Genomic DNA, 23,113 nt, shown 5'->3' on the forward strand with positions numbered 1-23,113 from the left:
GTTCGGCGTCTCCTGGCAGATCGCCCCCTCGGTCCTCATCGACATGATAAACGACCCCGATGCTGAAAAAGCGCAGAGGGTCATGCAAACGATGATGCAGATGGTCAAGTTCGACATCGCGAAACTCGAAGCTGCTTACGCAGCTTGAAGCACGGGAACGAATCCATGAGCACGCCGAAGAATTTCCTCTGGTACGAACTGGTGACCTCGGATACCCGAGCCGCCGCCGATTTCTATTCGCATGTCGTCGGATGGAAGACCGGCGATGGAAGCACGTCGCGCAACCCCTACACATTGTTCCTCGTCGAGGGGCAGGGCGTTGGCGGCATGATGGAACTGCCGAAGGAAGCCTGCGACCGCGGCGCGACGCCTGGTTGGGTCGGCTACATCGCTGTCGAAGATGTGGACGCAGAAGTGAAGCGTATCCAGGCAGCGGGCGGACACCTCCTGCGCGAGCCGGATGACGTGCCGGGTATCCTTCGCTTTGCCGTCGTTGCGGATCCTGCCGGCGCACCTTTCGTCGTTTTTCGCGGCGAGGGTGGCCCTATGGCGCAACCGGCACCGGGCACGCAAGGCACCGTGGGTTGGCATGAACTGAATGGCGGCGATGTCGAGAGCACCTTCGCTTTCTATTCCCGCCTCTTCGGCTGGACGAAGGACCAGGCGATGGACATGGGCAATGGCGCCGTCTACCAGCTCTTCGCCGCGGGCGGCGAGGCAGTCGGCGCAATGATGAAGAAAGGCGACGACGATGGCGGTCCCCACTGGCTCTTCTATTTCTGCGTGGACGACATCGACGGCGCCATGGCGCGCATAGGCGAGAAGGGCGGCTCCGTCACTTCCGGTCCGCATCAGGTGCCCAGCGACGCATGGGTCATCCATGCGCTCGACCCCCAGGGAGCATCCTTCGCGCTCGTGGGCGCGCGCCACTGACGCTCGGAAAAGGAAACAGCATGACGGAAATGAAAACGCTGACCGGCGGTTGTCATTGCGGCGCCGTGCGCTACGAAGTCGAGGCCGATCCCGGCAATTCGATCGAATGCAACTGCTCTCATTGCCGGAAGAAGGGATTCATTCTGACATTCGCGCCGCGACGAAGTTTCCGGCTCCTGTCGGGAGAAGAAAATCTCGTCGAATACCGGTTCTATAAGCACCGGATCGACCACCGGTTCTGCCGCACATGCGGCACCCAGTCTTTTGCCTATGGAACGGCCCCGGACGGGAGCGAAGTAGCGGCGATCAATCTGCGTTGCGTGGACAGCATCGATCTCGCCGCGCTCCACCCGCAAAAGATCGACGGACGAAGTTTCTGAAAACCGCCGCGCGGGCAGTTTCAGGAGCGAGTGTCATTCCCCGCCCAGTTTGCGGACGCCGGCTGCGGCTCGTGCAGCAAGCCAGACCAATGCGACGCCGAGAGGAACATGGATCCACATGAGGCTGGCGCCGTTTGCGGAGAGCTTGCCTATTGAGGTCTGGAGAAAGACCGCCACCGCCAGAGACACCAGGATCAATCCGAATTTCCGTCCGTGCGGAATGTGGCGAAGGGTGACGAGTGAGACGAGGCCCGCCGTGATGGTCGAAGCGATCAGTATGACCGCGTTCACCGTGTGTGCAGTGTGGGCCCAGCCGGTACCCGACAACATCGCGCCCGCGAAGACCGCCTCGATGAAGAGGGCAGTCAGAAGAAAAATCGTGATGACGCTCCACCATCGACGCAAGTTGCGGTTCTGCTTGTCCGAATCCAGGGCTCGGCCCATGCGGACGGGCACGGCGTATTTGTCTGTGGTCATTTTTTTCCCCTCTCGATCAACGTGCCGGATTGTGGGCAGCGGGCTGGAAGAGTTCGACGACGTTCCCGGACGAATCCTGCAGCAGAATCTGCTTGCCGCCCGGTCCTTCGAGAATGTCGTTGCGAAATGAAGCACCGGCCTCGCGGAGGCGGGCGACTTCAGCATCGATGTCGTCGATGATGAGGTGGATGCGGTTCCAGCCGCCGGGCCCCGGCTTTGCGCCATCGGGCATCGGCCGCCCCGCGGAGCTTCCCGGTCCGCTGAGCAGCAACCGCAGGTTGCCGCGTGCAACATCGGCGAAAGCAGGAAAATTGTTGAGAACTTCAAAGCCGAGGAACGTCGTATAGAAGGCAACGGCTTCCTGAACGTCGTCCACCATGTAGCGGACGCTCACCATTTCGCGGGGGTCAGTCATGGCTGCTCCTTGGCTCTTCGGGAGCCGGTGTTTGATCTGCGAGTCTCGCAAGCAGGAAGTCGATGCGCGTCGCGAGCTCGGAGGCTGTTTGCTGGAATAGTGGATAGGTGACGTCGTCGGGCTCGCCGGTCGCCGGGTTGGGGATGCTCCAGTGAACCGCTTCGTGCTGGCCGGGAAAATGCGGGCACACCTCGCGCACCCGGTCGCACAGGCTCACCACCCAGTCGAAATGCTGGTCGGCGAACACATCCACATGTTTGGGCTCGTAGCCGGCCAGGTCGAGGCCGTATTCTTCTTTCATCGCCCGGACCGCATTCGGATGCAGCGGCTTGGGATGGCTGCCGGCGCTATATGCCTCAATGGCGCCGCCCGACCTGGCTTTGGCCAGCGCCTCGGCAATCTGCGAGCGTGCGCTATTGCCGGTACAGAGAAACAAAACTCTCACCGAACCGATCGAAGCATTGTCGCGCTCGGGTGCTGCGAGACGAAGGCCGGGGTGCAGTGCCCCGCCCGCAGCGGATAACAGGCAACCGATCCGCTCGAGCTCCAGCCCGTAATAGGTGTCGCGGCGATCGGCCGAACTGCGCCGTGCGGATACCAGCCCGCCGCGCCGCAGCTTGCTCAGATGATACGAGACCAGGTTTTGAGGTTCGCCGACCAGCTCGGTCAGCTCCAGTACGATGCGGTCGCTTCGGGACAGCTCACTCAGCAGGCGCCAGCGCAGGGGATGTCCTGCCAACTGCAGAAATTCGGGCGGTGCGGCGTGAAGTTGTTGTGCGTTCATACCTATATTATACATCAAATGAATTTGATGTATCAATAGAAATTGATGTATTTTAAAAATGTGGCCACGCGCGAACCTGCGGTTCGAGCCGACGATGGCGTCAGGATCGGTTCTCGATTGACCCGCTCAAGTGGCTTTTCTGTCGGGAATTCGGGGCGCGTTGAAACACTCCTCCCGCTTGAGAGAAGGAGAGCGTCTTTGCGTGCTGTGTCTCGCGCGGGCGCGCTCCCGCCTATTGTTTGACGAGAATCTCGCCGATCTGCACCGCGTTGAGCGCCGCGCCCTTGAGCAACTGGTCGCCCGCAACGAACATCGCGATCGAGCGGCCTGAGGGATCGGAAATATCCTGCCTGATGCGGCCGACGAGAATGTCGTCCTTCCCCGACGCATCCTTCGGCATCGGGAAATAATTCGCGGCCACATCGTCGACGATTTTCACACCCGGCGCCTTCGCAAGGATGTCCCGCACTTCCTTCGGCGTGATCGGGTTTTCGCATTCGAAGTCCAGTGCTTCGGAATGCGCGCGCAGAACCGGCACGCGCACGCAGGTAGCCGTTACGCGAATGTCGTTGTCCGCGAAAATCTTCTTCGTCTCCTTCACCATCTTCAGCTCTTCCTCGTTGTAGCCCGTTTCCGGGTCCACCTTGGAATTGTGGCTGAAGACGTTGAAGGGGTAGGGATGCGGGATGATCTTCTGCTCGAAGGGCTCGCCCGAGAGAAAGGCGCGCGTCGCCTGTTCGAGTTCGTCCATCGCCGCGGCGCCCGCGCCCGACGCCGCCTGATAGGTCGCCGCGACGAGCCGCTTCACGCGGTTCACCTTGTGGATCGGCCAGAGCGGCGTGATCGCGATGATGGTCGAGCAGTTCGGATTGGCGATGATGCCCTGATGCGTCTTCGCAGCTTCCGGATTGATCTCCGGAATGACGAGCGGCACGTTCGGGTCCATGCGGTAGGCCGACGAATTGTCGATCATCACCGCGCCTGCATCCTTCACCGCCTTGGCGAATTGCCGCGAGATGCCACCGCCCGCCGAGAAGAAGGCAATGTCGACGCCCTTGAAACTCGCTTCGGTCAGTTCCTCGACGACGATGTCCTTGCCCCGGAATTTCATCGTTTTGCCGGCCGAACGCGCGGAGGCGAGGAGCTTCAGCTCCTTCACCGGGAAGTTGCGCTCTTCGAGGCAGCGGATCATCTCGACGCCCACGGCGCCGGTCGCGCCCGCAATGGCGACGACGGGGTTCGGGTTCATGTCTCTCACTCCAGGCCGGGCCGGAAAAGGCCCACAAACAGCGCCGTGCCTATAACAGCGGCAAAGGGCGGGAGCAAGAGGTGGGGACGGGGCGCGAGGTCGCAACCCCCTCAGCGGAGCATTTCGACGATCTCCGAGACGCGCTTGAAGAAGTGCAATCCCCGCTCGATTTCCTCATCGCTCATATGGTCGATGATCCGCTGCACATAGGCCTCGCCGCCGGCGATCATCTTTTTCATGTGGGCCTCGCCCTTGGGCGTCAGCAGTACGATCTTCTCGCGGCCGGATTTCGGGTCCTCCACCAGCCGCACCAGCTCCAGCGGCGGCTGCGCCATGGCCCGAAGCGCCTTGGTAATGGCCGCGCCCGAGATCTCGAACCAGGTCTCGAGCGACCGTTCGATGGCCTTGCGGTTCATCTCCCGGCCGTTCGTCCCCTCCGAATGGATGAGCCACAGCATGGCCACCTGATGGCGGCTTAGTTGCCCGCCGCGCAACGCATCCTCGACGCCGATGCCCGCCTTGTAGTGGATCGGATAGTAATATTCGAGAAAGTGCAGCGCCGCCTCCGGCAGTCGGCCTGCTGCTTCCTTGCCCCTGTTTCCCGCCTTTTTCACCGCCACGTGGCCTCCTTCGATACACGCCTGGAGACGCGAATCCATCGCCCGCAGCTTACCGCGCCCGCCTCGGGAACTATCGGATTAAACTATTTACAAAAGAAACAGTTTATGAAATGAATAATTGAACGGCGCGGGGAGGCGTCGAGACAGGGGAGGGACTGAATGCAGGAAATCAGGAAGACTGACCTGGCCGGGGATATGGCCGCTCTGGTGGCGGCCCTGCCGTCGGGCGACACCATCGCCTCGCCCTATGCGCTGTACGACAGGCTCCGGCCCTATGGTCCGGTCTATGGCTACCGCGATTACCCGCCGGGCACGGTGCCGGACGCGGACGAGGCGGTCACGGCCTGGGTACTTCTGAACTACGACCACGTCTCCGCCGCCGCGCGCGATCACCGGACCTTTTCCTCGCGCGATCCGCTGCAGGAACAGTCCTCCGCGCCGACGCTGATGCTCGTGAACCACGACAACCCGGAGCACGACCGCTTGCGGGGCATCGTCAATCTCGTCTTCTCGCGTCCCCGTATCGAGGCGCTCGACCCTTGGGTGCGCGAAATCGTGGACGGCATGGTGGTGAGCCTTGGCGATGGCGACACGGAAGTGATGGAGGCGCTCGCCGCGCGCATTCCCGCCCGCATCATGGTCGGTCTGCTCGGCCTGCCTGGGGAAGTGGTGGACCGCTTCCGCCATTGGGCAACCGCCTTCATGCTCTCCGCCGATCTCGATCCGGCGGAGCGCGAGGCGAGCAACGCGGAACTGGTCCACTACTTCACCGAAACCGTCGACAGTCTCTACGGCGCGCTCGAAGCGGGCGGCCCCGTCCCGGACGGTCTCATCGCCGCGCTTCTGAAAGCGGAAGTGGATGGCGAACAACTGACCCTCGACGAGGTCATCCGCTTCTGTATCACGCTCGTCGTCGCAGGCTCGGAAACGACCACCTTTCTTCTCGGCAACCTGCTGCACAATCTCGCCGTCATGCCGGACATTCGAGCGCAGCTTGCCGCGAACCGCGCCCTCATCGGACCCTTCATCGACGAAAGCCTGCGCCACAGCGGCCCGCCGCAACGGCTCTTCCGCATCGCGACGCAGGACGTCGAGGTCGGCGGCGCCCGCATTGCGAAGGGCGATTGGGTCGCGCTCTTCTTCGCCGCCGCCAACCACGACCCCGCCATCTTCCCGAACCCGGATAAGTTCGACATCTCGCGGCCGAACCTCAACAAGCAGCTCACCTTCGGTGTCGGTATCCACCATTGCCTCGGCTCCGCCCTCGCGCGGATGGAGGGCAGGGCGCTGATCGAAGCGATTCTCGATCGCATGGATGACGTGGCCATCGGCGCCGAACCGCCGCAACCGCAGCGCGCCAGCCTTCTCAATCATGGCTTCGACAGCCTGACGCTCCGCTTCGCCCGAAAGGATGAAACGCAATGAACGTGACGCAGATCGATGAGACCGCCCGCAATATTGCGGTCACCAAAGCCCTCTTCCTCGCCTTCGGTGCGAAGGACATTCCGGCCATCATGGAGTTCCTTCACCCCGAAGCGATCATTGAGTTCTACGGTCCACCCGTCATTCCCTATGCCGGCATCTATCGCGGCACGGACAAGTGCGAGCGCTTCTTCGAGCGCGTACTCTCTTCCGTCGACGTCCACCGGTTCGATGCGGAGGAATTCATCGCCGCGGGGGACAAGGTCGTCGTGACCGGCCACCTGAACCTCACCGCCCGCTCGACCGGCCGTGTCATCGACTCGGATTTCGTCCACGTCATCACTCTGAAAGACCGGAAATGGCTCCGCTTCCGGGATTTCATGAACACGGCCGTGGCGGTAGCCGCTTTCTCCTGATCCCCGGAACGGCTAGGCTCTCCGTCAGGTCAATGACGGGGATGGAGAGATGCGGGTAAGAGAGTTCATGGCGGTCTCGCTGGGCGCGCTTGTGCTGGCGCTCCCGGCGCCTGCGTTCGCGGACGCCATCGGCGACAACAATCTCTGTTACGCGCAGTTCGTGACCGGCGACAACAAGGCCGCCATCGGCTATTGCACCAAGGCGATCGACTCCGGCGAGCTGTCGGAGCCCGACCTCATCGCAGCCCTCATCAACCGGGGCGTCGCCTACAAGAACACGGGCGACCTCGAAGCGGCCGTGGCCGATTACACCGCCGCCCTCCGGATCGCGCCGCGAGACTCACTGATCTATCGGAACCGCGCCAATGCCCGCCGTGAAATGGGCGACTACGACGCCGCGCTCGCCGATATCGGCCGGGCGATCGAGCTCGATCCGGAAAGCGCCGCCGCCTGGTATGTGCGCGGCGCCATCATGGAGGCGCGCAGCGATATGGTCTCCGCCCGCAAATTTTATATGACGGCCCTCGGGCTCGAGCCGGACAATCAGGCCTATAAAGACAAGATTCTGGGGCTCGACGCGCAATGACAGGAAAACTGGACGTCCTCGCCACCGCCCGGGAGGCCTACAAGGGCGCGTGGGAACATTTCGGCGAAATGCTCCGCCTCATCTGGCTGCCGGGCCTCCTCTATCTGGCGCTCTCGGTCGCCAGCGCCTTCATCGACCGCGAGACGCACCGTTTCCTCGCTATCGTCATCGACTTCGCCTCGCTCTTCCTCTGGCCGATCATCGCCGTCGCCTGGCACCGCTTCATCCTGATCGGCGACGCGCCCGCCGGAAATTTCAATCTGTCCTTCGGTCGCCGCGAGGCGCGGTTTCTTCTCTTCTCGATCTTCCTCGTCCTGCTCTTCATGCCGGGCGCCATCCTGATGGTCGTCGCCGTCGCCATGCCGCAGACCATGACGAGTTCGCTGCTGAGCTTCTTCGGCCTGCTGCTTCTTTTCGTCTCTCTCTATTTCTTCGTGCGCCTGTCGCTGCTTCTGCCGGCCGTCTCCGTGGACGACCCGATCAACCCGCGCCTGGTGCTGGAGCGCACGCGGGGAAACTTCTGGCGCCTCGCCGCCGTGCTGGTCCTCGCGGCTCTCCCGGTCCTCATTGTCGCCGGGTTGCTCGGTGGCCTGATCGTGCTCGGCCCGGTCGTGGCGCTCGCGGCGATGATCGCGATAGCGCTCGCCTCCATCTTCTTCGCCGTCGTCAACGTCGCCGTCCTCTCCATCGCCTACCGCGAACTGATCGGCCCGCCCGGCACCCAGGTGCCGGACAGCGACGATATGGACTTCTGAGCGCTTGATTGCGCTCTGGCCGCATTTTTTGTAGGGTCCGCCCATAAGGATCAGGAAAGGTGCCGGGAGGTACCTAAGGGCCTGTAATGTAAGCCCTTTTCGCCGCGGCATCCGGCCGCTGTCGCAATTCCCGGGCAAAACCCCATCTTGTGGGGTACCTGTCCGCGTCACCTGCAAGGGACGATCCGATGTCCGTACAGTCGAAGATCAAGCGCGTCACCGTGCCGGAAATCCGCGCCCGGAAGGGCGCCGAGCCCATCGTCTCGCTCACCGCCTATCACGCCCATACCGCGCGCTACATCGACCCCTATGTCGACTTCCTGCTCGTGGGCGACAGCCTCGGCATGGTCATGTACGGCATGGAAACGACGCTCGGCGTCACCCTCGACATGATGATCGCCCATGGCGCCGCCGTGGTTCGCGGTACCGAGCGCGCCCTGGTCGTGGTGGACATGCCCTTCGGCTCCTATGAGGAAAGCCCGGAAATCGCCTTCCGCAATGCCTGTCGCGTCATCAAGGAGACCGGCTGCACGGCGGTAAAGCTCGAAGGCGGCACCCGCATCGCCGAAACCATCCGCTATCTCACCCTGCGCGGCATCCCCGTCATGGCCCATATCGGCCTCACGCCGCAGAACATCCAGGTCATGGGCGGCTTCAAGACGCAAGGCCGCGAAGAGGGCGAATGGGCCGCCATCGAGGCGGACGCCAAGGCCGTCGCGGAGGCGGGTGCCTTTGCCGTCGTGCTCGAAGGCATGGCCGAGCCGCTTGCCGCCCGCATCACCGGCCAGATCGACATTCCGACCATCGGCATCGGCGCCTCGCCCAATTGCGACGGCCAGATTCTCGTCCTCGAGGACATGCTGGGTCTCTCGCCCCGCCCGGCGAAATTCGTCCGCGAATTCGCCACCCTCGGCGCCCAGATCGCGGGCGCGGCGGAGGCTTATGCCCGTGCCGTGCGCGAGCGCAGCTTCCCGGCCGCCGAGCACACCTACAGCATGAAAAAGGCAAAATAGCTCAAGCCGTTGCGGGCTTTTGCCGCGGTGCCGGACGGGTTTGCCTTGTGCCGGTTGCCGGGCTATTTTACGCGGCCTGCAGGGGGCAGGTACCGGGCGTGGGGTTCTTGTTCCCGCGCCCATTGAATTTTCTCCGCGGAGTAATGTTTTGACCGATCTCTTTCGCGAAGTCGAAGAAGACCTTCGCCGCGAGCAATTCAGCAAGCTTTGGGACAAGTACGGCGCTTACGTGATCGGCGCCGCCATCGCCATTGTTCTCATCGCGGCCATCATCGTCGGCTGGCGCGCCTGGTCCCATTCGCAGCGGGCGGAAGCTTCCGCCCGTTTCGACGAGGTGGTGAAGCAGACGGAAAACGCCGCCCCGGCGGAAGCCGCGGCCGCCTTCGCCGATCTGGCGGACAGCACGGGCGGCGGCTATGCCACCCTCGCGCGCCTGCACGAAGCGGACAGGCGCCTCGCCGCCGGCGAGCGCGACGCGGCGCTCGCCATCTACGAGCAAGTCGCCAATGACGGCGGCGTGCCCGGCATCGTGCGCGGCATGGCGACGATCAAGGAAGGTCTGCTCCGGGTCGATACCGCGAGCTATGACGACATGAAGGCGCGGATGGCGCCGCTCGTGGACGGCACCTCGCCCTGGCGTGGACAGGCGCTGGAGCTTCTCGCGCTTGCCGCCATGCGCGAAGGCGCGTGGCAGGATGCAAACCGCAACGCGGCGGAAATCATCGGCAACCAGGCGACGCCGCCCGGTCTCCGCGACCGCGCCCATGTGATCCAGGCGCTCGTTGCCCCCAATCTGCCGCGCGCGGACGAGGCTGACGAAGCTCCCGCCGCGCAGCCCGAAACACAAGAAGCCCCAGCCCCAGAGGCCCCGGCGGAGACGGAGTAATCCTTGATGACGACGGAATTCATGCCGGCGGCAAACCCGACATCGGGCCGGAAAGCGATCGGAGCGGCCCTGCGTATTGCGCTGCTTGGCCTCGCCGTGGCGGGCCTTGCCGGCTGCGACACGGTTGGCGACATGTTCAGTTCGGACGAAAAGGCGGTTCTTCCGGGTACCCGCCTTTCCGTCATGGAGCTCGGCGCCAATCTCGAGGTCGATCCGGCGATCGCCGACGAGACCGTCGAACTGCCCCAGCCTTACGAAAACGAAGACTGGCCGCAGCCTGGCGGAACGCCGGACAACGTCATGCACCATCTCGCGGCCCCCGGTCCCTTGAAGCGCATCTGGTCGGTGAACGCGGGCACGGGCTCCAGCCGCGCGGCGCAGCTTGTCGCCTCGCCGGTCATCGCCGCAGGCAAGATTTTCGTCCTCGACGCCGAGGCGAATGTGCGTGCTTTCGACCAGACGACCGGCAAGAAGCTCTGGACGGCCGATCTCGTCCCCGATGGTGAAGACGGCGAGGAAGGCCGCGGCGGCGGCGTCGCCTTCGACGGCGGCCGTGTCTTCGCGGTTACCGGCTTCGGCACCGCCTTCGCGCTCGACGCGGACAGTGGCGCCGTCATCTGGACACAGAAGGTCGGCGAGCCGTTCCGCGCCGCCCCCACGGCAAATGGCGGCCGCGTTTTCGCCATCACCTCCGACAATCAGATGATCTGCCTCGCGCAGGAAACGGGCGACGTGCTCTGGCGTCATCGCGGCATCGTCGAAAGCGCGGGCATCCTCAGCTCCACCAGCGCTGCCGTCGCCGGCGCCGTGGCGATCGCGCCCTATTCGTCGGGCGAACTCGTCGCGCTCCGCGTCGAGAACGGAAACCCCGTGTGGAGCGACTCGCTTACCCGCACCGGCAACATCACCTCGCTCGGCGAACTGAACGACATCGCCGGCCGCCCGGTCATCGATCGCGGCCGCGTCTTCGCCGTCAGCCATTCGGGCCGCATGGTCTCGATCGACCTGCGCACCGGCGAGCGCGTCTGGACGCGCGACATCGGCGGCGTGCAGACACCTTGGGTCGCCGGCGAATTCGTCTTCCTTGTCACGACCTCGCAGGAGGTGCTGGCGATCTCCCGCCGCGACGGCCGTATCCGCTGGATCACGCCGCTGCCGCGCTACGAAAAGCCGAAAGACAGGACGAAGCCCATCGAATGGTCGGGTCCGGTTCTGGTAAGCGACCGTCTGGTGCTGGTCTCGTCCATTGGCGATGCCGTCTCCGTTTCGCCTTATACGGGCGAAATACTGGGCCGCATCGATCTGCCGGACGGTGCGCTGATCGCGCCGGTCGTTGCTCGTGAAACGCTCTATATCCTGACGAACGATGCGGAACTCGTCGCGCTGAAATAGAGCACACAAAGGCCATACAGAAGTGTCATTCAAGGTCGCCATTGTCGGTCGGCCCAATGTCGGCAAGTCCACGCTGTTCAACAGGCTGGTGGGCAAGAAGCTTGCATTGGTGGACGATACGCCGGGCGTTACGCGCGACCGGCGCGAGGGAGAAGCGCGTCTCGGCGATCTCTCCTTCACCGTCATCGATACCGCCGGTCTCGAGGAAGCAGCGACCGGCAGTCTTGAGGCGCGCATGCGTCTCGGTACCGAGCGGGCCATCGCCGACGCGGACCTCTGCCTCCTGCTGATCGATGCGCGCGCGGGCGTGACCCCTCTCGACAAGAGCTTCTCGCAAATTCTTCGCAAGTCGCCGACACCGGTCATTCTTGCCGCGAACAAATGCGAAGGCGGTGCCGGCAAGGCGGGCCGCATGGAGGCTTACGAACTTGGCCTCGGTGCACCGCTCCCGCTTTCCGCCGAGCATGGCGAAGGTCTCGGCGACCTCTACGACGCACTTGCCGAATTCGCCAAGGGTCTGGAGGCCGATGACGCGGAGCAGGCCGTGGAAGATGCGCTGGCCGACGAGGAAGAGGCGGAGGGCGGCTTCGATCCTGACGCGCCCTACGAGCCCGACCTCGAAGCGCCGCTCCGTGTTGCGATTATCGGCCGTCCCAATGTCGGCAAGTCCACCCTCGTCAATCAGCTCCTCGGCGAGGACCGCATGTTGACCGGCCCCGAAGCCGGCATCACGCGCGACAGCATCGGCATCGAATGGGAATGGCGCGGCCGCCGCGTCAAGCTCTGGGACACCGCGGGTATGCGCCGCCGCGCCCGCGTTACCGAAAAGCTCGAAAAGCTCTCTGTCGCCGACACGCTCCGCGCCGTTCGCTTCGCCGAGGTCGTCGTCATCCTGCTCGATGCCACCCAGCCCTTCGAACGGCAGGACCTTCACATCGCCGATCTCGTCGAACAGGAGGGCCGCGGTCTGCTGATCGTCGTCAACAAATGGGACATGGTCGCGGAGCCGCAGGAAGTGCTTCGTGTGCTGAAGGAGGAGCTGGAGCGTCTGCTGCCGCAAATCCGTGGCGTGCCCATCGTGACGCTTTCCGCGTTGACGGGCAGGGGCACCGATAAGCTCATGCCCGCCATCGAGCGTGTGCACACCTTCTGGAATGCGCGCGTCCCAACCGCGCGGCTCAACCGCTGGCTGCAGGAAGCTGTCTCGCGCCACCAGCCGCCCGCCGCCAAGGGCCGCCCGGTCAATCTGAAATACATCTCGCAGGTAAAGTCGCGCCCGCCCACCTTCGCCGTCTTTTCCAGCCGCGCCGACGAGGTGCCGACATCCTACCGCCGCTACCTGGTGAACGGCCTGCGCGAAATCTTCGACCTGCCCGGCGTGCCCATCCGCCTCTTCATGCGCAAGCCGAACAATCCCTATGTGGGAAGGAAGAGAAACTAGGTCCGCGCTCAGGACCTTTCTGCAGCCTCGACCAGCGCTCGTATGGCCCAGCGTCTGACTTTTTCCGCATCTGCATTGCTGAGCTGCAGCACGTCGCGCGTGACGATAGTCGCTTCCGTTCCGATCACAAGCGCCAGCGCCCGCGCCAGCATCCTGCGGACACTGGGCTTGATCTTGCGATGCGCGGGCTCGAGCGCCGCCTCGATGAGCGGCGTGCGGCGGTTCTGGCGCGACGGAACATCGGACTGACTGTCGCCGCTCACGCTTCGCTCGAGTGACTTTGCAAGCATCATGCGGAGTTGCGGTTCGTTTTCGTCGATCATCCGCTGCAACGCCGCATCGACGCAAAACACCCGGTCCGTCGAATTGCCCGAGCTTTCCCCCGCAAAAATGTCGGCAGCTTCCGGAGTCGCCACGTCGAGCGCCGCTTCGAGCAGCAGCGCGTCTGCCGTGGGAAAATAGCGATAGGCCGTTGCGCGGGAAACCATCGCTTCCTGCGCAATCTCTTCCAGGTTGGGCTTCCCGCCCCGCATCATCAGTCGCGAGGCGGCCTGCAGCAGATCCTTGCGTGTCCGCTGCCTCTGGTTCGGCCGTCCCGCCTTTGCCGCCGTCATGTGTCGCTCTGTGGCAATTGTTGAATGATGCTCGCCAGATCGATCCACACATTTTCGCGCCCGATATCGCCGTTTTCGGCAAATTCGATCACATGCAGCAGGCGGAACTCGAGAGGCCGGTTCCTCCCTTCGAGGCCGAAGGGGCGGCCCGGCGCGCGGCCGCGCCAGAGCGATTCATCGATGAGGAATTGATCTCCATAGAGGCGCTTGCGGCACTCGACCTTTCCGTCCGCGAGATCGGAGAAGAGCGTCTCGTAAAAGCCGCGGGCGCCTTCGCGGCCGCTGGTCGGGCCGGAGGGCCAACCGACAATGTCGTGTTCGACATCGGAAGTGAGTGTGGCGAGAACGCCCTCCACATCGTCGGCTGCCTCAAATGCGAAATGTTCGTCGATCTTCCGGTCCATATCGTCGCGTGCAAGCGCCATTGCGACCTCCCTCGCTGGTTGCCGCTGGATATTTAATGAGACAATTGTCTCATGTCAATATTTTTATATCAAAAGCCAGTCAACCATTTCGCCCGTGGAGCCTGCCTGAAGCGACAAGCGCCTCGATCTGGCGCTTTATCTGGGCGATATCGTAGGGCTTCGGTACGACCGCACAGAAAGGCATGGCGTCCGCGCCGGGCACATCGTTGTGTCCGGTTGCGAAAATGACGGGGAGAGTCGGAAAGCTTTCCCGCAATTTGACCGCGAGATCGACGCCGGACATGTCGGGCAGGCCGACATCGGCGATGAGGATGTGAGTGGTGCCGGACTTCATGGCCTCCAGCGCTTCCTGCGCGGTGCCCGTCTCGATCACGATCATCCCCTCGCTTTCCAGCATCTCCGCCGTGTTCATGCGGATCAGTACGTCGTCCTCGCAGAGAAGCACGGTCAGCGTCCCCTCCGGTGCGCTTTCCCGCGTTGTGGTTCCGCCATCGGGCGCATTCCGCTGTCCCGCGAGGGTGAGAACATGGCGCACCTTCCGCGCCAGCGCCTCCCGCGTGTAAGGCTTCGACAGCAGCTCGACTCCCGTGTCGAGCCGCCCGCCATGCACGATCGAATTCTCCGTATAGCCCGACGTGAAAAGCACGCCGATGCCCGGCAGCCTCTCTCGGGCCTTCCGTGCGAGGTCGGTGCTTTTCAGCGGACCCGGCATTACCACATCGGTAAAGAGCAGGTCCACGGGCACGCCGCTTTCCAGCACTGTCAGCGCGCTCGCGGCATCGCGCGCCGTCAGCACCCGGTAGCCGAGATCGTTCAGCATCTCGACCACGGTTGCGCGCACGGCGTCGTCGTCTTCGGCGACGAGAATGGTCTCGGTTCCGCCGGTCGGCGGCCCGGCGCCGGGAAGCGCCATCACATCCTCGTTCTCCATCGCGCGCGGCAGGTAAAGCTTCACCGTCGTTCCGTGCTCCACCTCGCTATAGACCTTGATGTGCCCGCCCGATTGCTTGACGAAGCCGTAAACCATCGAAAGCCCGAGCCCCGTGCCCTTGCCCTGCGGCTTCGTCGAGAAGAACGGCTCGAAAACATGCGGCAGCACATCGGCCGGAATGCCGCTCCCCGTATCCGTCACCGCCAGCACGACATACTGGCCGCGCGTAATCTCCGGATGGTCGAGCACATAGGCATCGTCGAGATAGGCATTGCCGGCCTCTATCGTCATCCGCCCGCTGTCGTTCATGGCGTCGCGCGCGTTGATCGCTAGATTGAGAAGTGCGTTCTCCAGCTGCGCCGGATCGACGAATGTGTTCCACAGCCCGCCCGAGACCACGGTCTCGACCTCGACGCCCTCGCCGATCGTCCGCCGCAGCATGTCGCCCATGCCGGCAACCAGCCGGCCGATATTGATGACCTTCGGCTCGAGCGGCTGGCGGCGGCCGAAGGCGAGAAGCTGGCTGGCGAGTTTCGCACCGCGATCGACGCCGGCCAGTGCATTTGCCACCCGCCGCTCCGCGCGCTCGTTGCCCGCGATGTCCTTCGACAGCAACTGCAGATTTCCCGATACGACCTGCAGCAGATTGTTGAAATCATGTGCGACGCCGCCGGTCAGCTTGCCGATGGCTTCCATCTTCTGCGCCTGCCGCAGCGCCTCTTCCGCCCTGGAGCGTTCGGCAACTTCCCGCGCAACGCGCTGCTCCAGGTTCTGGTTGGCCGCCTGCAGCGCCTCTTCCGCGCGCCTCATCTCGGTCACGTCGACATTGACGCCGATCATGCCGGCGAATTGTCCCTGCGGTCCGAAGCGCGGCTGCGCGTTCGTCCGCACTGCCCGGTATTCGCCGTCGGCGCGGCGAAAACGCACCTCCACTGAAAAAGCCGTATGCGCTTCCATGGCGGCGCTGAACGGCGCATGGAGCGCCTCCCGGTCGTCGGGATGAACGGTGCGGGACCAGTCGAAATCCGGAATGTCTTCCATCTTCACATTCCAGAACTTCCGCTGGGCGTCGTTCAGATAGATGCACTTGCCGGTCTCGTCGCCCATCCACAGCATCACCGGCGAACTTTCGGCGACGAGCCGGAACCGCTCTTCGCTTTCCTTCAGCGCGATCTCGGCGAGCCGCCGCTCGGTCACGTCGTGCCCCTGCACGAAAATGCCGCGCGTGTCGCTGCGGGCGGCGGTTACCGGATGGAACACGAAATCGAGATAGCGCTCCACCGCCGGCAACCCCGGCTCGCGCTTCAGCATCACGCGGATGTTTCGCCCGATATAAGGTTCCTCCGTCTCCCGCACACGGTCGAGAAGAGAGAGGAAACCCTGATCCACCATCTCCGGCAGCGCATCGCGCATCGGCTTTCCGAGCGCGTCGCGATAGCCGACGAGCTGCATATAGGCGTTGTTGACCATGACGAAGGTGTGTTCCGGCCCCGCCAGGATCGCGATGAAGCCCGGCGCCTGCTCGAACATCCGCCGCAGCGTCTCGAAGCCGCGTTCGAGCTGCTGTTCCGCTTCCACGCGCCGCGTCGTTTCCACCACGATGGCGATCACGCCCACCGGCTTTCCCGTCTCGTCGGGAATGGGCGAATAGTCGAGGTTCATCCACACTTGTTCCGGCTGGCCGTTCCGGTGGAGCGTCAGCTCCTGGTCGCGATAGGCAAGCGTCCCACCCGCGAGCCCGACCTTCATCACATTGTCGTTGAAGTCGGCGACCTCCGGCCAGCCTTCCCGCACTTTCGAACCGAAAAGCTCGGGATGCCGTCCGCCCGCGAAAACCGAATAGGCATCGTTGTAGATCATGATGCCGTCCTCGCCCCACAGCGTCACGATGGGAACCGGCGACCGCAGGATGAGTCCGAGCGTGGATTTCATGCTGGCCGGCCACGACGAAACCGGCCCGAGCGGCGTTGCGCTCCAGTCGAACGACGCGATGATTTCGCTCGCTTCGCTCCCCGTCAGGAGAAACGGTTTTTCCCCGCCCTGCATTCCGGCCCGATCCTCACCGCCGCTCGCAATCGCCCCGCGCTGTCTGCGACACCAGCCAGTCTATACTCAAGAACCGGCGGCGTCCGGTCAACTCGGTTGGAACCGGCGCGCGGCTTGTGCCGCCGCTCACCCGGCGGTATCTTCTCTCCATGAACAGTCTCAACGCATATTTCGCCTCCGGCCTTCTCTCCGCCCGTTTGCGCACGCGCCGCAACGCGGCGTCCCGCCGCTGAGGCCTGCCAAACTCCCATCTTGTCGATAGGTGTTCGCCTCGGTCGCGTGCCTGAAGCCTTAATCGTGCTCGCAAGGTCGATTGCCTGCGGGACGCGCCGCGTCATCCCTCCGTGTCTGCGAGCCGGAGACTATGGATGAGGCAATCCTCATGGAACGGAAGACAAACCGCGCACGCGCGTCCAGCAAAAGCTGGGACGCAGTCGCGAACTGGTATCTCGGTTGGGCGGGCACGGAAGGAAGCCGCCACCACCGCGAACTGGCGATCCCCGCATTGATGGCTCTGCTCGCGCCGGGGCGGGATGAAAACATCCTCGACATCGGCTGCGGCGCCGGTGCGCTTGCCCCGGCGATCCTTGCCGCGCAGGCGCGCTACACCGGCCTCGACAAGAGCCGCAAGCTCATCGCCCATGCGCGGCGGCATCATGCGGGCCATGCCCGTTTCCTCGTCGGCGACGCCACGACACTTCATCCCGTTGCGGATGCGAGCTTCGATGCCGCCGCCTTCCTGCTCAGCATCCAGGACATCGATCCGCTGGATGCGGCGCTTCGATCGGCGGCGCGTGTGCTGAAGCCGGGCGGCAGGCTCGTCATGCTGATGACGCACCCTTGCTTCCGTATCCCCCGTCAGAGCGGCTGGGGCCGGGATGAGGGCAGGGCGCTGCAATACCGCCGCATAGACCATTACCTCACGCCGCTCGACATACCGATGCAGGAATATGGTGGTTCGCGGGCGGGCGTCACGCGCAGCTATCATCGTCCGCTTGAGGTCTACGTTTCGGCGCTTGCGGCAAGCGGCTTTGTCGTGGAGGCGATGAAGGAAATTCCGGCGGCATATTTCGGCCCGCCGGAAAAGGAGGCGAGGGCGCTCCGCCTCGCACGGCAGGAGATCCCCCTCTTCCTCGCCCTCCGCGCGCGCCGCGAATAAAGCGAATAGAGCAAGGCGTGGGGCCTAAAGTCCCACGCCTTGTTTGTTCTCCGCCCATTGAAGCAACGCGTCGAGCGCAGGGCAGAGCGATTGCCCCCATTCCGTCAATCGGTAATCCACCTTCGGAGGCACCTCGGGATAGACGGTGCGCAGTAAGATGCCGTCCGCCTCCATCTGGCGTAGCTGCTGCGCGAGCATCTTCTGCGACACGGCGGGAATGGCGGTCTCCAGCTCCGAAAAACGCTTCACCTGCCCACCGAAAAGGTGAAACAGGATGATGAGTTTCCACCGGCCCCCGAGCATGTCGAATGCAGCGTCGATCCCCGCCGCCGCGCTCTCCGGCGTGTGCGCCTCCGCCTTACCCGCGGGTAAGTCACCCACTTTTTCGTGCGTTCTTGTCATCGCGGAAGCATGCCGCCATTTCTGGTGTCAGGCAATTGGACGATCCCCAACCGAAAGGAAACACCATGACTGACAACCTCCCGGCTCCGCTCTCGGCCTATTTCGCCGCTAAAAACCGCCACGAACTCGATGCCATGCTCGCGCCCTTCGCGGAAGATGCGGTGGTGAAGGATGAAGGCGCGACGATGACGGGTCACGCGGCCATTCGGGACTGGATGGTGGAAACGACGCGGAAATACGCCGTCACCGTCGATGTCCGCGAGGTTGCCATCGCGGGCGAAAATGTGAAAGTGAAGGCGCTCGTCTCCGGCAATTTCCCCGGCAGTCCGGCTACGCTCGGCTACGACTTCAAGCTCGCCGGCGGTCGCATCGCCCGCCTTGCAATAGGCTGACGCCTCACGCCTTCGCCTTCTGATATTCCACGATCTCGCCATGCCGCGTGCAGTCGGGCATCGCAAGTTCGATGAACAGCGGAACGAGGTCGGCGGGCTTCGTCAGCGTCGTCGGGTCTTCGCCCGGCATTGCCTTCTTGCGCATCGCGGTCCGCGTCGGCCCGGGGCTCACCGAGTTGACGCGGATGGCCGATGCCTCGACCTCCGCCGCCCATGTCTTCATCATTGCGTCGAGCGCCGCCTTGGTCACCGAATAGCTGCCCCAGTAGGGCTTGCACTTGTGCGCCGCGCCGGAGGTCACGAAGATCGCGCGCCCCGCATCGGAGCGCTTCAGCAGCGGTTCGAGCGAGCGGATGAGGCGGTAATTCGCGGTGACGTTCACGGCCAGTGTCTTGTCCCAGTCCTTGGGTTCGAGATGCGCCATCGGCGTCAGCGTGCCGAGCAGTCCCGCATTGCCGACGAGGATGTCGAGCTTCCCCCAGCGTTCGAAGATCGTCGCGCCCAGCCGGTCGATGCCCGGCATGTCGGTGAGGTCGAGCGGCACCAGCGTCGCCTTGCCGCCCACCTTGCGGATTTCATCGTCCACTTCCTCGAGCCCGCCCACGGTGCGCGCGACGAGGATCACATGCGCCCCTTCCGCCGCCATGCCGAGCGCCACCGCCCGGCCGATGCCCCGCGAGGCGCCTGTGATAACCGCCAGGCGGTCCTGCAATCGTCCTGTCATTGTCGGAAATCCAAACTCTTCAAATGGCTCAGGCGATTTCCGCCAGCAGCGACAATTGCCGCGTCCGCTGTTCGCCGTCGCGGTCGGTGAGCGGCGTCGGATAGTCGCCGGTAAAGCAGTGATCGGTGAGTTGCGGGCATTGCTGGTCGCGATGCGTGAAGCCCATCGCGCGATAGAGCCCGTCGACCGAAATGAAGGCGAGGCTGTCGACGCCGATATAGGCGCGCATTCCTTCGAGGTCGTAGTTGGAGGCGAGAAGCTGGTCGCGTTCCGGCGTATCGATGCCGTAGAAATCCGAATGCGTGATCGGCGGGCTGGCGACGCGCAGGTGCACTTCCTTCGCGCCGGCTTCGTACATCATCTTCACGATCTTGATGGATGTCGTGCCGCGCACCACGCTGTCGTCCACCAGCACGATGCGTTTGCCCTGCACGATGGCGCGGTTGGCGTTGTGTTTGAGCTTCACGCCGAGCTGGCGGATATGCTGCGTCGGCTCGATGAAGGTGCGCCCCACATAGTGGTTGCGGATGATGCCGAGTTCGAAGGGAATGCCGCTCTCCGCCGCATAGCCGATGGCGGCGGGCACGCCCGAATCCGGCACCGGGATCACGACGTCGGCATCCACCGCGGACTCCAGCGCCAGTTCCTGCCCGAGCCGCTTGCGCACATTGTAGACGCTCTTGCCGCCGACAATGCTGTCCGGCCGCGCGAAATAGATGTACTCGAATACGCAGGGCCGCACTTTCTGCGGCGGGAACGGCCGGATGGATTCGATCCCTTCCTTCGTGCAGACCACGATCTCGCCGGGCTCGATCTCGCGCACGAATTCCGCGCCGATGATGTCGAGCGCCACCGTCTCCGAAGCGAGGATCGGCGCTCCCGCAAGCTTGCCCAGCACCAGCGGCCGGATGCCGAGAGGGTCGCGCGCGCCGATCAGCTTCTTGTTGGTCAGCGCCACCAGCGCATAGGCGCCCTGGATCTGCGAGAGCGCATCCACGAAGCGCTCCATCACGCGCGGCTTCCGGCTCCGCGCCACGAGCTGCAAAATGGTTTCTGTGTCGGAGGTCGACTGGAAGATCGCGCCGTCGCGCACCAGCTCGTTGCGGAGGGTGATCGCGTTGGTCAGGTTGCCGTTATGGGCGACCGCGAAGCCGCCGCCCCAGAGATCCGCGAACAGCGGCTGCACGTTGCGCAGGATCGTCTCGCCCGTTGTCGAATAGCGCACATGGCCGATAGCCGCGTCGCCGATCAGCCGGTCGATCACCTTGGCGGACGAGAAGTGGTCGCCCACGAGCCCGAGCCGCCGCTCCGAATGAAAATGCTCGCCGTCATAGGCGACGATGCCCGCCGCTTCCTGCCCGCGATGCTGCAGGGCGTGAAGGCCGAGCGCCGTCAGGGCCGCCGCGTCGTTATGGCCGAACACGCCGAACACGCCGCATTCCTCGCGCAGCTTGTCGTCGTCCATCCCGTCATCCCGGAAATTGTCCGGCCTGGGGGCCGGAGCGGGGAGCGGGAAGGAGAGCTGCATCTGGTCGGACATCGCTGGGACTCCAAAAGAAACGGGCACTAATCCCCGGTCGTGTTCTCGAACAAGCGGTCGAGTCCCCTCCGTTCGGACGGGTTATACCCCGGGCCATTTCCCGTGTCAGCGCCCGAATCGCGGGGCGTCTGGCGGGGTTCGGCGGGCGCCGGCGCGGCCTCTTGACGCGGCGGCGCGCTATAGGCCGGCGCCGGGGTCGTCGTCTCCCGCGCTGCCGGTTCCCGGCTACCGGGCGTCGGCGCCAGCGAGAACAGCAGGGCGGCCGTGTCTTCGACCATCGGCCGCGTCTTTGCGTGTCTGATCCAGTCCGGCTGGTCGTCCGGATTCGGCACCAGCCAAGCGAAGAAGAGATAGGCGACCGTGACGATCAGCAGCCCGCGCGCAACGCCGAAAATGAAGCCGAGCGTCCGGTCGAGAAGGGCTGCCCGCTCATGCAGGTCCATCAGCCCGCCGGACCAGCGCGCGGTCAGCGCCGCGCAGATGGCATAGGCGACGACGAAGATGCCGATGGCGGCCACCACGGCCGCGAGCCAAGGCGGCGAGATCGCGTCCCGCAATACTGGCGTTACATAGGGAAACAGCCACAGCGCTGCAAGGGCGCCCACGATCCAGGCAAGGATCGACAGGACCTCGTTGGTGAACCCGCGCAGCAGCGCAAGCACACTCGAAACCAGCAGCACACCTATGACGAGGAGGTCGAAAAGCGTCAAAACTCTCTCCCGGAAACCCGTCTCACTTTATCACACTTCGCGGGCCCGGCGGTCGCCCGTCGCCTTGCTGCCGCCTGCGGTCAGATGGGCAATAAGCCCGGCAAGGTCCGAAATTTCCGTAAATTTGAGCGCCGTCGAAGGTCTCGTCCGGGCCGCGCTGGCGGGCAGTATTGCCCGCGCAAAGCCCAGTTTTTCGGCCTCTTTCAGCCGCGCATCCATCTGGTTCACGGGCCGAACGGCGCCCGATAGGCTGATCTCGCCGAAAATGACGCAATCGGCCGGCAGCGGCATTCCCGAGACGGATGAAACCAGCGCCGCCGCCACCGCGAGGTCCGCCGCCGGCTCGTTGATTCGCAATCCGCCCGCCACATTGAGGTAAACGTCCTGCCCGGCGAGCGAGAGCCCGCACCGCGCTTCCAGCACCGCGAGGATCATCGAAAGCCGGCCGCCATCCCAGCCGACCACCGCCCGGCGCGGCGTCCCCAGCGAGCTTTGCGCCACCAGCGCCTGGATTTCGACCAGCACCGGCCGCGTCCCCTCGATCCCGGCAAAGACCGCCGAGCCGCTGGTCTCGCCGTCGCGTTCGCCGAGAAAGAGCGCGGAAGGGTTCGGCACTTCGGCAAGCCCCATTTCGCCCATCTCGAACACGCCGATCTCGTTCGCCGGGCCGAAGCGGTTCTTCACCGCGCGCAGGATGCGGAACTGGTGCCCCCGCTCGCCCTCGAAATAGATCACCGCATCGACCATGTGCTCCACGACGCGCGGCCCCGCGATCTGGCCTTCCTTGGTCACATGCCCGACCAGGATGACCGCCGAGCCCCGCTTCTTCGCGAACCGCACCAGCTCCTGTGCCGAGGCCCGCACCTGCGCCACCGTGCCGGGCGCGGATTCGAGCGCGTCCGTCCACATGGTCTGGATCGAGTCGATCACCACGGCGTCCGGCGCCTGTCCGTTTTCCAGCGTCCCGATGATGTCCTTGAGGTTCGTCTCCGCGCCGAGCTGCACATCGGCGTCCGCGAGCCCGAGCCTGCGCGCCCGCATTCTCACCTGCGCGATCGCCTCTTCGCCCGAGATATAGACGACCGACTTTCCCTTCCGCGCCAGGGCCGCCATCACCTGCAGCAGCAGCGTCGACTTGCCGATGCCGGGGTCGCCGCCGATCAGCAGCGCCGAGCCGGGCACCAGCCCGCCGCCCGTCACCCGGTCGAACTCGTTGACGCCGGTCACATGGCGCGGCGGGTCCGCCGTCTCGCCGCTCATCGCGACGAGTTCGATCTTCCGCCCTTTCGCCCGCGCGCCCGCCAGCGACTTCTGCGGCCCCCCGCCGACACCCGCGCTCTCCGGCGCCTCCTCGACGATGGTGTTCCACTCCCCGCAACTCTCGCACCGCCCCGCCCAGCG

Annotated in this window: 25 protein-coding genes; 12 read left to right on the forward strand and 13 right to left on the reverse strand. The window is 64.3% G+C overall.

Annotated features, from left to right (window positions below; translation table 11 throughout):
* Positions 1-165 precede the first annotated feature (165 nt).
* Entirely contained in the window at positions 166-933 is a 768-nt protein-coding gene (locus Q8S60_RS11075) for a VOC family protein (RefSeq protein WP_305277468.1), read from the forward strand.
* 20 nt (positions 934-953) lie between these two features.
* Positions 954-1,313, forward strand: a complete 360-nt coding sequence (locus Q8S60_RS11080; protein ID WP_305277469.1) for a GFA family protein — start codon at positions 954-956, stop codon at positions 1,311-1,313.
* A 33-nt stretch (positions 1,314-1,346) separates the two neighbouring features.
* Here the strand turns inward: Q8S60_RS11080 and Q8S60_RS11085 are convergent, their stop codons facing one another.
* The 5 genes from Q8S60_RS11085 to Q8S60_RS11105 form a co-directional block, all read right to left on the reverse strand.
* Positions 1,347-1,790: a hypothetical protein gene (locus Q8S60_RS11085; RefSeq protein ID WP_305277470.1), complete on the reverse strand. Its 444-nt coding sequence runs from the start codon at positions 1,788-1,790 to the stop codon at positions 1,347-1,349.
* Between the two features lie 16 nt (positions 1,791-1,806).
* Positions 1,807-2,205 (reverse strand): VOC family protein, encoded by a 399-nt coding sequence (locus tag Q8S60_RS11090; RefSeq protein WP_305277471.1) that lies wholly within the window; start codon positions 2,203-2,205, stop codon positions 1,807-1,809.
* Positions 2,198-2,989 carry an ArsR family transcriptional regulator gene (locus Q8S60_RS11095; protein ID WP_305277472.1) on the reverse strand — a complete coding sequence of 264 codons (792 nt, stop codon included), beginning with the start codon at positions 2,987-2,989 and terminating at the stop codon, positions 2,198-2,200. Before Q8S60_RS11095 ends, Q8S60_RS11090 begins: the two co-directional genes overlap by 8 nt.
* A 232-nt stretch (positions 2,990-3,221) precedes the next feature.
* A complete protein-coding gene (locus Q8S60_RS11100; protein ID WP_305277473.1) occupies positions 3,222-4,238 on the reverse strand; it encodes an aspartate-semialdehyde dehydrogenase in 1,017 nt (338 codons plus the stop codon).
* Positions 4,239-4,348: 110 nt separating this feature from the next.
* On the reverse strand, positions 4,349-4,858 hold the full coding sequence (locus Q8S60_RS11105; RefSeq protein ID WP_305277474.1) for a MarR family winged helix-turn-helix transcriptional regulator: 510 nt from the start codon (positions 4,856-4,858) through the stop codon (positions 4,349-4,351).
* Between the two features lie 159 nt (positions 4,859-5,017).
* Here Q8S60_RS11105 and Q8S60_RS11110 point away from each other — a divergent pair, with 159 nt between their 5' ends.
* The 8 genes from Q8S60_RS11110 to der all read left to right on the forward strand — a co-directional run bounded on the left by Q8S60_RS11110 (position 5,018) and on the right by der (position 12,769).
* Positions 5,018-6,283, forward strand: coding sequence for a cytochrome P450 (locus Q8S60_RS11110; RefSeq protein WP_305277475.1), 1,266 nt, complete (start codon positions 5,018-5,020; stop codon positions 6,281-6,283).
* Positions 6,280-6,696 carry a nuclear transport factor 2 family protein gene (locus Q8S60_RS11115; RefSeq protein WP_305277476.1) on the forward strand — a complete coding sequence of 139 codons (417 nt, stop codon included), beginning with the start codon at positions 6,280-6,282 and terminating at the stop codon, positions 6,694-6,696. The genes Q8S60_RS11110 and Q8S60_RS11115 overlap by 4 nt, the downstream gene beginning before the upstream one ends.
* Positions 6,697-6,763: 67 nt before the next feature.
* Positions 6,764-7,282: a tetratricopeptide repeat protein gene (locus Q8S60_RS11120; RefSeq protein ID WP_305277477.1), complete on the forward strand. Its 519-nt coding sequence runs from the start codon at positions 6,764-6,766 to the stop codon at positions 7,280-7,282.
* Positions 7,279-8,037 (forward strand): hypothetical protein, encoded by a 759-nt coding sequence (locus tag Q8S60_RS11125; RefSeq protein WP_305277478.1) that lies wholly within the window; start codon positions 7,279-7,281, stop codon positions 8,035-8,037. The genes Q8S60_RS11120 and Q8S60_RS11125 overlap by 4 nt, the downstream gene beginning before the upstream one ends.
* A 188-nt stretch (positions 8,038-8,225) precedes the next feature.
* Positions 8,226-9,050 (forward strand): 3-methyl-2-oxobutanoate hydroxymethyltransferase, encoded by an 825-nt coding sequence (gene panB / locus Q8S60_RS11130; RefSeq protein WP_012112407.1) that lies wholly within the window; start codon positions 8,226-8,228, stop codon positions 9,048-9,050.
* A gap of 148 nt (positions 9,051-9,198) precedes the next feature.
* Complete coding sequence (locus Q8S60_RS11135; RefSeq protein WP_305277479.1) at positions 9,199-9,936, forward strand: tetratricopeptide repeat protein; 738 nt, start codon at positions 9,199-9,201, stop codon at positions 9,934-9,936.
* Positions 9,937-9,942: 6 nt separating this feature from the next.
* Positions 9,943-11,328: a PQQ-like beta-propeller repeat protein gene (locus Q8S60_RS11140; RefSeq protein WP_305277480.1), complete on the forward strand. Its 1,386-nt coding sequence runs from the start codon at positions 9,943-9,945 to the stop codon at positions 11,326-11,328.
* A 22-nt stretch (positions 11,329-11,350) separates the two neighbouring features.
* Positions 11,351-12,769 (forward strand): ribosome biogenesis GTPase Der, encoded by a 1,419-nt coding sequence (gene der, locus Q8S60_RS11145; protein WP_305277481.1) that lies wholly within the window; start codon positions 11,351-11,353, stop codon positions 12,767-12,769.
* An 8-nt stretch (positions 12,770-12,777) separates the two neighbouring features.
* On the opposite strand, the gene Q8S60_RS11150 is transcribed toward der, so the two are convergent.
* The 3 genes from Q8S60_RS11150 to Q8S60_RS11160 all read right to left on the reverse strand — a co-directional run bounded on the left by Q8S60_RS11150 (position 12,778) and on the right by Q8S60_RS11160 (position 16,785).
* Complete coding sequence (locus tag Q8S60_RS11150; RefSeq protein WP_305277482.1) at positions 12,778-13,383, reverse strand: TetR/AcrR family transcriptional regulator; 606 nt, start codon at positions 13,381-13,383, stop codon at positions 12,778-12,780.
* On the reverse strand, positions 13,380-13,808 hold the full coding sequence (locus Q8S60_RS11155) for an ester cyclase (protein WP_305277483.1): 429 nt from the start codon (positions 13,806-13,808) through the stop codon (positions 13,380-13,382). Before Q8S60_RS11155 ends, Q8S60_RS11150 begins: the two co-directional genes overlap by 4 nt.
* Positions 13,809-13,887: 79 nt before the next feature.
* The gene (locus Q8S60_RS11160; RefSeq protein ID WP_305277484.1) at positions 13,888-16,785 is read right to left on the reverse strand and encodes a PAS domain S-box protein; all 2,898 of its coding nucleotides are present in this window, start codon (positions 16,783-16,785) and stop codon (positions 13,888-13,890) included.
* 382 nt (positions 16,786-17,167) lie between these two features.
* Between Q8S60_RS11160 and Q8S60_RS11165 the strand changes: the two genes are divergently transcribed.
* Complete coding sequence (locus Q8S60_RS11165; RefSeq protein WP_305277485.1) at positions 17,168-17,944, forward strand: class I SAM-dependent methyltransferase; 777 nt, start codon at positions 17,168-17,170, stop codon at positions 17,942-17,944.
* A 24-nt stretch (positions 17,945-17,968) separates the two neighbouring features.
* Here the strand turns inward: Q8S60_RS11165 and Q8S60_RS11170 are convergent, their stop codons facing one another.
* Positions 17,969-18,346: a helix-turn-helix domain-containing protein gene (locus Q8S60_RS11170; RefSeq protein WP_305277486.1), complete on the reverse strand. Its 378-nt coding sequence runs from the start codon at positions 18,344-18,346 to the stop codon at positions 17,969-17,971.
* A gap of 65 nt (positions 18,347-18,411) precedes the next feature.
* Between Q8S60_RS11170 and Q8S60_RS11175 the strand changes: the two genes are divergently transcribed.
* Entirely contained in the window at positions 18,412-18,738 is a 327-nt protein-coding gene (locus Q8S60_RS11175) for a nuclear transport factor 2 family protein (RefSeq protein ID WP_305277487.1), read from the forward strand.
* A 4-nt stretch (positions 18,739-18,742) separates the two neighbouring features.
* Here the strand turns inward: Q8S60_RS11175 and Q8S60_RS11180 are convergent, their stop codons facing one another.
* From Q8S60_RS11180 to radA, 4 genes are all read right to left on the reverse strand, one after another.
* Complete coding sequence (locus tag Q8S60_RS11180) at positions 18,743-19,462, reverse strand: SDR family NAD(P)-dependent oxidoreductase (protein ID WP_305277488.1); 720 nt, start codon at positions 19,460-19,462, stop codon at positions 18,743-18,745.
* A 28-nt stretch (positions 19,463-19,490) separates the two neighbouring features.
* On the reverse strand, positions 19,491-20,927 hold the full coding sequence (gene purF / locus Q8S60_RS11185) for an amidophosphoribosyltransferase (RefSeq protein WP_305278270.1): 1,437 nt from the start codon (positions 20,925-20,927) through the stop codon (positions 19,491-19,493).
* Between the two features lie 101 nt (positions 20,928-21,028).
* Positions 21,029-21,712: a CvpA family protein gene (locus Q8S60_RS11190; RefSeq protein WP_305277489.1), complete on the reverse strand. Its 684-nt coding sequence runs from the start codon at positions 21,710-21,712 to the stop codon at positions 21,029-21,031.
* A gap of 30 nt (positions 21,713-21,742) precedes the next feature.
* Positions 21,743-23,113, reverse strand: a 1,371-nt coding sequence (gene radA / locus Q8S60_RS11195) for a DNA repair protein RadA (protein WP_305668561.1), incomplete at its 5' end; no start/stop codon positions are given.

The organism is Parvibaculum sp. (assembly GCF_030694575.1).
GTDB lineage: Bacteria > Pseudomonadota > Alphaproteobacteria > Parvibaculales > Parvibaculaceae > Parvibaculum.

What these genes read in the sequence shown, in the direction of transcription:
- Q8S60_RS11075 (WP_305277468.1), top strand. Translation starts at nt 166, where the DNA reads ATGAGCACGCCGAAGAATTTCCTCTGGTACGAACTGGTGACCTCGGAT.
- Q8S60_RS11080 (WP_305277469.1), top strand. Translation starts at nt 954, where the DNA reads ATGACGGAAATGAAAACGCTGACCGGCGGTTGTCATTGCGGCGCCGTG.
- Q8S60_RS11085 (WP_305277470.1), bottom strand. Translation starts at nt 1,790, where the DNA reads ATGACCACAGACAAATACGCCGTGCCCGTCCGCATGGGCCGAGCCCTG.
- Q8S60_RS11090 (WP_305277471.1), bottom strand. Translation starts at nt 2,205, where the DNA reads ATGACTGACCCCCGCGAAATGGTGAGCGTCCGCTACATGGTGGACGAC.
- Q8S60_RS11095 (WP_305277472.1), bottom strand. Translation starts at nt 2,989, where the DNA reads ATGAACGCACAACAACTTCACGCCGCACCGCCCGAATTTCTGCAGTTG.
- Q8S60_RS11100 (WP_305277473.1), bottom strand. Translation starts at nt 4,238, where the DNA reads ATGAACCCGAACCCCGTCGTCGCCATTGCGGGCGCGACCGGCGCCGTG.
- Q8S60_RS11110 (WP_305277475.1), top strand. Translation starts at nt 5,018, where the DNA reads ATGCAGGAAATCAGGAAGACTGACCTGGCCGGGGATATGGCCGCTCTG.
- Q8S60_RS11115 (WP_305277476.1), top strand. Translation starts at nt 6,280, where the DNA reads ATGAACGTGACGCAGATCGATGAGACCGCCCGCAATATTGCGGTCACC.
- Q8S60_RS11120 (WP_305277477.1), top strand. Translation starts at nt 6,764, where the DNA reads ATGGCGGTCTCGCTGGGCGCGCTTGTGCTGGCGCTCCCGGCGCCTGCG.
- Q8S60_RS11125 (WP_305277478.1), top strand. Translation starts at nt 7,279, where the DNA reads ATGACAGGAAAACTGGACGTCCTCGCCACCGCCCGGGAGGCCTACAAG.
- panB (WP_012112407.1), top strand. Translation starts at nt 8,226, where the DNA reads ATGTCCGTACAGTCGAAGATCAAGCGCGTCACCGTGCCGGAAATCCGC.
- Q8S60_RS11140 (WP_305277480.1), top strand. Translation starts at nt 9,943, where the DNA reads ATGACGACGGAATTCATGCCGGCGGCAAACCCGACATCGGGCCGGAAA.
- Q8S60_RS11150 (WP_305277482.1), bottom strand. Translation starts at nt 13,383, where the DNA reads ATGACGGCGGCAAAGGCGGGACGGCCGAACCAGAGGCAGCGGACACGC.
- Q8S60_RS11155 (WP_305277483.1), bottom strand. Translation starts at nt 13,808, where the DNA reads ATGGCGCTTGCACGCGACGATATGGACCGGAAGATCGACGAACATTTC.
- Q8S60_RS11160 (WP_305277484.1), bottom strand. Translation starts at nt 16,785, where the DNA reads ATGCAGGGCGGGGAAAAACCGTTTCTCCTGACGGGGAGCGAAGCGAGC.
- Q8S60_RS11165 (WP_305277485.1), top strand. Translation starts at nt 17,168, where the DNA reads ATGGAACGGAAGACAAACCGCGCACGCGCGTCCAGCAAAAGCTGGGAC.
- Q8S60_RS11170 (WP_305277486.1), bottom strand. Translation starts at nt 18,346, where the DNA reads ATGACAAGAACGCACGAAAAAGTGGGTGACTTACCCGCGGGTAAGGCG.
- Q8S60_RS11175 (WP_305277487.1), top strand. Translation starts at nt 18,412, where the DNA reads ATGACTGACAACCTCCCGGCTCCGCTCTCGGCCTATTTCGCCGCTAAA.
- Q8S60_RS11180 (WP_305277488.1), bottom strand. Translation starts at nt 19,462, where the DNA reads ATGACAGGACGATTGCAGGACCGCCTGGCGGTTATCACAGGCGCCTCG.
- purF (WP_305278270.1), bottom strand. Translation starts at nt 20,927, where the DNA reads ATGGACGACGACAAGCTGCGCGAGGAATGCGGCGTGTTCGGCGTGTTC.